Here is a 7282-nt window from a genome sequence, read left to right on the forward strand (position 1 = left end):
CCGATGCGCGTCCGTATGCGGGCTGGTTCGACGGCCTCGGTTGCCGCACGCTCGCCGATCTGCGCGGCCTGCCGCGCGCGGGGCTGCAGCGCCGCTGCGGTCCCGCGTTGCTGGCCGCGCTCGATCGCGCGTATGGCGATGCGGTCGAGCCGCTTGCATGGATGGCGGTGCCGCCCGTGTTCGACGTGCGGCTCGAATTGCAGGAGCGTGTCGAATACGCGGAAGCCGTGTTGTTCGTGGCGCGGCGGCTCGTCGTGCAGCTCTGCGGCTGGCTGGCCGCGCGGCACCTGTCGCTGGCCGCGATGACGTTCGATCTCGAACACGAGCGCGGCCGCCAGGCCGTGCCGCCGACGCCGCTCGAGCTTGCGTTCGCGTCGCCGGTGCGTGACGAGGCGCATTTCATGCGGCTGCTCGGCGAGCGGCTCGCGCGCGTCGAGTTGCCGGCTGCGGTGATTGCGGTGCGTCTGAAGGCCACGCGGGTCGAATCGGTCGCGCCGCCGGCCGACGATCTGTTCCCCGAGCCGGGCGGCACGCGCGAGACGCGTGCGCGGCTGTTCGAGCGGCTGGTCGCACGGCTCGGCGCGGACAACGTGCTGCGCGCGGCGCCCGTCGCCGATCACCGGCCCGAGGCGGCGAACCGCTGGCTGACGCTCGATGCGCAGGCCGGCAAGCCGGCTGCCGGGCCGCCGGCCGTGCCGCCGAGGCCCGCGTGGTTGCTCGCGGAGCCGCTGCCGTTGTTGATGCGCGGGGAGCGGCCGGTATTTCATACGCCGCTCAGGATGATGTCGTCGGTGGAGCGGATCGAGGCCGGATGGTTCGACGGTCAGCTCGCTGCGCGCGATTACTGCGTCGCGCAGGACGAGGCCGGTGCGTGCTACTGGGTGTTCAAGGAGCGGGCGGGCAGCGAGGCCGAGCCGCGCTGGTTCCTGCACGGCCTGTTCGGGTGAACGGTCATGGTTGCGGAATTCAGCTGGCTGCCCGATTACGCGGAGTTGTTCTGCCGTTCGAACTTTTCGTTCCTGCATGGCGCGTCGCATGCGGAGGAACTGGTCGAGCGTGCGTTCGAGCTCGGCTATCGCGGGATCGCGATCACCGACGAATGCTCGCTTGCGGGCGCACCGCGCATGCACGTCGCGGCGAAGGCGAAAGGGCTGCCGCTCGTCATCGGTTCGTATTTCGACGTCACGCCGGATGAAGTCGCGCCCGGCCACGATCCGGGCCCGGGGGCGTTCGGGCTCGTGTTGCTTGCGCAGAACCGCGAGGGCTACGGCAACCTGTCCGAGCTGATCTCGTGGCGGCGGATGGCAGCGCCGAAGGGCACTTACCAGCTGACGTCGCGGATGCTGTCGGCGCCGCCTGCCGAGTTTGCGCACTTGCGCGGCATCCCTGACTGCTTCGCGATTCTCGTGCCGACGTATCCGGTGCGTGCCGACGTACTCGATGCGCAGGTCGCGTGGTTCCGCACGACCTTCGGCGAACGTGCACGGCTCGGGCTCGTGCAATTGCAGCGCGCGCTGGACGGTGCGCAGCGCGAGGAGATTCGTGCGGCGAGCGAGCGGCGTGGCGTGCGCATCGTCGCACTCGGCGACGTGACGATGCACCGGCGCTCGTGCAAGGAGCTGCAGGACGTGATGACGGCGATTCGCGTCGGCATGCCGGTTTCCGAGTGCGGGTATGCGCTTGCGCCGAATGCGGAACAGCATTTGCGTGGGCGGAACCGGATCGGGAATCTGTATTCGCCGGCGGAGATCGAGGAAACCTGCACGATTCTCGATACGTGCGATTTCAAACTGGACACGCTGCGCTACGAGTATCCCGACGAGATCGTGCCGAAGGGGCTCACGCCGACGAGCTATCTGGAACAGGAAACCATGGCCGGGGCGGCCACGCGCTATCCGCAAGGTGTGCCGGAGAAGGTGTCTAAGCAGATCCGGTATGAACTCGACCTGATCGCGCAGCTGAGCTACGAACCGTTCTTCCTGACCATCTACGACATCGTCAAATACGCGCGCAGCCAGAACATCCTGTGCCAGGGGCGCGGCTCGGCGGCGAACTCGGTCGTCTGCTTCTGCCTCGGCATCACCGAGGTGAATCCCGAGCAGAGCACGATGCTGTTCGAGCGCTTCATCAGCGCGGAGCGAGGCGAGCCGCCCGATATCGACGTCGACTTCGAGCATCAGCGCCGGGAAGAGGTGATCCAGCATATCTACGAAAAATACGGGCACAACCGCGCAGCACTCGCCGCCGCCGTATCGACGTACCGCCCGCGTGGCGTGTTGCGCGAAACCGGCAAGGCGCTCGGCGTCGATCCGATGCTGGTCGATCGTGTCGCGAAAGCGCACCGCTGGTTCGATGGCAGCCGCGACCTGCTGCAGCAATTCTCGACGATCGGGCTCGATCCCGAGACGCCGCTCATCCTGGCGTGGGCCCGGCTCGCCGCGCGGCTGCTGAACTTTCCGCGCCACCTGTCGCAGCACTCGGGCGGTTTCGTGATCAGCCGCGGCAAGCTCACGCGGCTCGTGCCGGTCGAGAACGCAGCGATGGACGGGCGGCGCGTGATCCAGTGGGACAAGGACGATCTCGAAGCGCTCGGGCTGATGAAGGTCGACGTGCTCGCGCTCGGCATGCTGTCGGCGCTGCATCGCGCATTCGACATGCGTACCGCGTGGCGCGGGCCGCCGGAGCCGGATGGTGAGCCGTTCACGCTGAAGCACATTCCGCAGGATGACAAGGCCACCTACGACATGATCTGTCGTGCCGATACGGTCGGCGTGTTCCAGATCGAATCGCGCGCGCAGATGTCGATGCTGCCGCGCCTGCGCCCGGAGACCTACTACGACCTGGTGATCGAGGTGGCGATCGTGCGGCCGGGGCCGATCCAGGGCGGGGCGGTACACCCCTATCTGAAACGGCGCCAGGGAATCGAAAAGGTCAGTTATCCGAAGGAGGAATTGAAGCCCGCGCTCGAACGTACATACGGCGTGCCGATCTTCCAGGAGCAGGTGATGCAGATCGCGATGATCGCGGCCGGCTTCACACCGGGCGAGGCCGACCAGCTGCGCCGTGCGATGGCCGCGTGGAAGCGCAAGGGCAATCTGGAGCAATATCACCGCAAGATCGTCGACGGGATGCGCGAGCGCGATTACCCACCCGACTTCGCCGAGCAGATCTTCGAACAGATCAAGGGTTTCGGCGATTACGGTTTCCCTGAAAGCCACGCAGCAAGCTTCGCGAAACTCGCGTACGCCAGCAGCTGGCTCAAATGCCACGAACCGGCGATCTTCCTCGCCGCGCTGCTGAACAGCCAGCCGATGGGTTTCTACCCGCCGTCGCAACTCGTGCAGGACGCGAAGCGTCACGGCGTGCAGGTGCTGCCGATCGACGTGACGCAAAGCAACTGGGAAGCCTCGCTCGAAGCGCTGCCCGACCAGCCACCTCCGCACGGCCAGCCGGCCGTGCGGCTCGGCCTGTCGCTCGTGCGTGGGCTCGGCGAAGCCGCCGCACGCCGCATCGAAGCCGCACGCACGGCGGCCGGCCCGTTCGACAACGTCGACACCCTCGCACGCCGCGCGCAACTCGAACGCCGCGATCTCGAAGCGCTCGCCGCCGCGAACGCGCTTGCAATGCTCGCCGGCCATCGTCGCGATGCGCTGTGGCAAGCGGTGGCAGCCGCCCCCGAACGCGACCTGCTCGCGACCGCGCCGATCGACGAAGCCGAGAAGCCCGCGCTCGGCGCGCCGTCGGAAGCCGACGACATCCTCGCCGACTATCACACCACCGGCCTCACGCTGAACCGCCACCCCGTCGCGCTGCTGCGGCCCGAGCTGCGCGCGCGGCGGCTGTCGTCCGCGGCCGAATTGCACGACCGCCCCGACGGCCGGCTCGCACGCGCGTGCGGGCTCGTGACCGCGCGGCAGATGCCGGGCACCGCGAAAGGCGTGATGTTCATGACGCTCGAGGACGAAACGGGCTGCGTGAACCTGATCGTCCGGCCCGAACTGCTCGCGCGGCAGCGCCGCGAAACCCTCGATTCGCGGCTGCTTGCCGCGTCCGGCGTGTGGCAGGTCGCGAGCGACGTGAGGCACCTCGTCGTGCAGCACTTCGAGGATCTGACGCCGCTGCTCGGCGGCCTGCGCACCTCGAGCCGCGAATTCCACTGACGCAAACGGCGCGTGCCGCCGAACGCGCGGTGCCTCGCCGTTCGTGCATACCAGTCGGCTCAACTGGTCCTATTCAGGTCTCATATTCGCGCCAAAAACCTGGCCGAACCGCGTACTGGAACTGTCCCCTTGCATACCAATCCGGGTAAATCCCTATCCCGTACTTCGTTGTAAACAAAGGGTTTGTGAGGACTAAAACGCTTGCCGGGCAAGGCTTTCGGCGATTTCCGCACCACTAATACCAGTTCGTTGACTGGTATTATGGTGGTTATATAATGCCCTCACTTTCGACGGCCTGCGGTCGTCGTCCGACACCCGGAGGCACATGGAAACCGGCTGGTCCGAACTGGCGCCCGATCCCCTCAGCGACACGCCGCTTTATCTGCAGCTCGCCCGCAACCTGGCGAGCGCGATCCACGCCGGCGCGTGGCGAGCCGGCGAGGCGCTGCCGTCGGAGCGACTGCTGTCGGTGTCGGTCGGCGTGTCGCGGATCACGGCCCGTCGCGCACTCGCGCTGCTGGTCGAGCAGGGGCTGATCAAGCGGGCGCGCGGGGCGGGCAGTTTCATCACGCCGCGCGTCGCCGATCCGCTGTCGCGTCTCGTCGGCTTCACCGCGAAGATGCAGCAGCGCGGCTTCGTGCCCGATTCGGTGTGGCTGTCGCGCACGCTGCGCGCCGCAAACCGCGACGAGATCACGCGTCTCGGCCTCGCGCCCGGCGCGACGGTGGCGCGGCTCGAACGGCTGCGCCGCGCGGACGGCATCGTGATGGCGGTCGAGCACTCGACGCTGCCGGCCGCGGTGGTGCCCGATCCGCAGGTGCTCGGCGCGTCGCTGTACGAATACCTCGAAGCGCGCGGGATGACCGTCGTGCGCGCGCTGCAGCACTTTCGCGCGGCGAACGCGACCCACGCGATCGCGAAATGGATGGCGGTGAAGCCGGGTTCGGCCCTGCTGGTGATCACGCGGATCGGCTACGGTGCCGACCAGCGCGCGATCGAAATGAGTGAAACGTATTGCCGCGACGATTACTACGACTTCGTCGCCGAACTGAAACGCTGACGCGCGAGACTGCCCGCGCGCGACACGCGTGAAGCAACGACACGGATTTGCAAATCACGACGCGGATGCCCGCGTCACCAGATCATCAAGAGAACGTCATGCTGACTGGAAACATCCTTACCCCCGACGGCTGGATTCACGGTTCGCTCGATAGCGAAAACGGCCGCATTACGACCCTCGACGGCAAGCCCGTCGATCCCGCGAAGAACGACGCGCCTTACATCCTGCCCGGCTTCATCGACCTGCACGTGCATGGTGGCGGCGGCGCCGACGTGATGGAAGGCGGCGATGCGATCGAGACGATCGCCCGCACGCACGCGCAATTCGGCACGACGAGCCTGCTCGCGACGACGATGACCGCGCCGCGCGACGAACTGATGAAAGTCGTCGGCAACCTCGGCAGCGTCGCGCGCACCCGTACGCCGGGCGGCGCGCGCGTGCTCGGCGTGCACCTCGAAGGCCCGTACATCAACCCCGGCAAGCTCGGCGCGCAGCCCGACGCGGCCGTGTCGGCCGTGCTCGACGAAGTGCTGAAGTACCTGTCGATCGCGCCGATCCGCGTCGTCACGCTCGCGCCGGAAATCGCCGGCCACATCGAGATCATCGGCGAGATGGCCGCGCGCGGCGTGCGCGTGCAGCTCGGCCATTCGCTCGCGACCTACGACGACGCGGTGGCCGCGCTCAAGCACGGCGCATGCGGTTTCACGCACCTGTTCAACGCGATGTCGCCGCTGCATCACCGCAACCCGGGCCTGGTGGGCGCGGCGCTTGCTCACGCCGAATACGCGGAAATCATCCCCGACCTGCTGCACGTCCACCCGGGCGCGATTCGTGCGGCGCTGCGTGCGATCCCGCGCCTGTACGTCGTGACCGACAGCACGTCCGCAACGGGCATGCCCGACGGCGAATACCGGCTCGGCAGCCAGCACGTGACGAAGTGCCTCGGCGGCGTGCGCCTCGCCGACGGCACGCTCGCCGGCAGCACGCTGACGATGGACCAGGCGCTGCGCAACCTCGTGTCGCTCGGCCTGCCGATCGCCGACGTGTCGAACCGGATGTCGCGCTATGCGGCCGACTACCTCGGCGTCACCGATCGCGGCCGCCTCGAGCGCGGCGCATGGGCCGACCTCGCGGTGTTCGATCGCGACCTGAACCTCACCGCGACCTATGTCGAAGGAGAATCGATTGTCGAATATGCTTAAGGAAGCGCGCGAGTCCGCCCAGGTCGTCGCCGCGCAGATCGCCGACACCACGCGCGTCGAAGCGCTCGCCGGCCAGTTGCTCGATCACCCGCCGGCCGTCGCGCTGACGGTCGCGCGCGGCAGCTCGGATCACGCTGCGAGCTATTTCGCGAGCCTGACGATGAGCCGCCTCGGCGTGCCGGTCGCGTCGCTGCCGATGTCGGTCGCGACGCTGCAGCAGGCGCCGCTGAAGGTGCAGGACCAGCTTGCGATCGCCTTCTCCCAGTCGGGCAAGAGCCCCGATCTCGTCAATACGATGGCCGCGCTGCGCGAAGCCGGTGCGCGCACCGTCGCCGCGGTGAACGTGCTGCCGTCGCCGCTCGCCGACGCGTGCGAGCATCAGTTGCCGCTGCTCGCCGGCCCCGAACTGTCGGTGGCCGCGACCAAGAGCTATATCGCGATGCTGTCGCTGTCCGCGCAGATCGTCGCGTACTGGCAGCGCGACGCCGCGCTGGTGACCGCGCTGCGCGGCCTGCCCGACGTGCTCGCGCAAGCCGGCCAGCTCGACTGGTCGCAGGCCGTTGCCGCGCTGGCCGGTGTCGAACGGATGATCGTGATCGGCCGCGGCCTGGGCCTCGCGATCGCGCAGGAAGCCGCGCTGAAGCTGAAGGAAACGTCCGGCATCCAGGCCGAGGCGTTCTCGAGCGCCGAAGTCCGTCACGGCCCGATGGAGCTGGTCGCCCGCGACTATCCGCTGCTCGCGCGCGCGTCGCTGCACGCGTTGGTGCGCCACCTGCGCCATCACGGCGAGACGGTCGACAACCGGGCCGATCTCGAAGCGTGCATCGCCCGCGGGCTGCCGGCCGTCGACGAATGGATCG

General features: G+C 68.1%; 5 protein-coding genes. All 5 read left to right on the forward strand.

What is annotated here, in order from left to right; translation table 11 throughout:
* Positions 1–947: DNA polymerase Y family protein (locus G3O00_RS37960; protein WP_206146074.1), on the forward strand; the 947-nt coding region annotated here is incomplete at its 5' end.
* Between the two features lie 6 nt (positions 948–953).
* Complete coding sequence (locus G3O00_RS37965; RefSeq protein WP_206146075.1) at positions 954–4160, forward strand: error-prone DNA polymerase; 3207 nt, start codon at positions 954–956, stop codon at positions 4158–4160.
* Between the two features lie 325 nt (positions 4161–4485).
* A complete protein-coding gene (locus G3O00_RS37970) occupies positions 4486–5220 on the forward strand; it encodes a GntR family transcriptional regulator (protein ID WP_174930765.1) in 735 nt (244 codons plus the stop codon).
* A gap of 98 nt (positions 5221–5318) precedes the next feature.
* Entirely contained in the window at positions 5319–6422 is a 1104-nt protein-coding gene (nagA, locus tag G3O00_RS37975) for an N-acetylglucosamine-6-phosphate deacetylase (RefSeq protein ID WP_041492962.1), read from the forward strand.
* The coding region (locus G3O00_RS37980; protein WP_241025523.1) for an SIS domain-containing protein at positions 6415–7282 on the forward strand (868 nt) is incomplete at its 3' end. The genes nagA and G3O00_RS37980, both read left to right, overlap by 8 nt.

The organism is Burkholderia sp. Ac-20384, from assembly GCF_017104605.1.
Taxonomy (GTDB): domain Bacteria; phylum Pseudomonadota; class Gammaproteobacteria; order Burkholderiales; family Burkholderiaceae; genus Burkholderia; species Burkholderia lata.

What these genes read in the sequence shown, in the direction of transcription:
- G3O00_RS37970 (WP_174930765.1), top strand. Translation starts at nt 4,486, where the DNA reads ATGGAAACCGGCTGGTCCGAACTGGCGCCCGATCCCCTCAGCGACACG.
- G3O00_RS37965 (WP_206146075.1), top strand. Translation starts at nt 954, where the DNA reads ATGGTTGCGGAATTCAGCTGGCTGCCCGATTACGCGGAGTTGTTCTGC.
- nagA (WP_041492962.1), top strand. Translation starts at nt 5,319, where the DNA reads ATGCTGACTGGAAACATCCTTACCCCCGACGGCTGGATTCACGGTTCG.